The organism is Herbidospora sp. RD11066, from assembly GCF_054661255.1.
Genome location: NZ_BAAGDO010000030.1, coordinates 1 through 815, shown reverse-complemented (window position 1 = coordinate 815; position 815 = coordinate 1). Strand labels below are relative to the sequence as shown.

General features: G+C 61.7%; 1 rRNA gene. It reads left to right on the top strand.

The features are described from left to right. Window positions 1–462, top strand: a 23S ribosomal RNA gene (locus ACYQ78_RS39225); the annotation flags it as partial. Window positions 463–815 lie beyond the last annotated feature (353 nt).

Genomic DNA, 815 nt, shown 5'->3' with positions numbered 1-815 from the left:
TGGGAGCCGAGGAGTTGAATTACCATGTTGTCTTGCTAAGACCGCCTTGGCCGCCGACTTGGCGAGGCCACCCGCTGAATTTAAGCATATTAATAAGCGGAGGAAAAGAAACTAACAAGGATTCCCCCAGTAACGGCGAGTGAAGCGGGAAACGCTCAAATTTGAAATCTCCGGCGCCTGCGCCGGCGACTTGTAGTTGCGAGAAGCGCCTTCTAGCCGGACCGGCCGCGCCTAAGTTGCTTGGAACGGCACGTCGCAGAGGGTGACAACCCCGTCTGTGGCGCCGCCGGCCGGCCACGATGCGCTTTCCAAGAGTCGGGTTGTTTGGGATTGCAGCCCAAAACGGGTGGTAAACTCCATCTAAAGCTAAATACCGGCGCGAGACCGATAGCGAACAAGTACCGTGAGGGAAAGATGAAAAGAACTTTGAAAAGAGAGTTAAAGAGTACGTGAAACCGTCCGAAGGGAAACGAATGGACTCAGCAATGCGCCCTCCGAGATTCAGCCGGCCGGCCGGGCCCACCCGAGGCGCGCGGATCCGAACGGACCGCCGCCCCGGGCCCGTCCCTCCCGGCCGTCGCACTTCTCTCGGGCGCGCGTCAACGTCGGTCGGCGACTGGGTCTGAAAGGTTCCGGGAAGGTGGGTCGGAGCCTCCCCCTCGGAGGCGGCTCCGGCCGTTATAGCCCGGTTCCCCTCTCGGCCCGGGCCCGACCGAGGTACCCCTCTTTGCAGGGCGCGCCCCTCCTGGCAAGTCGGATCGCAGCCACGTCGTTCTGCGAGCCAAGGGGTTGGAGTCCCGGGTTGTGTTGCTAGG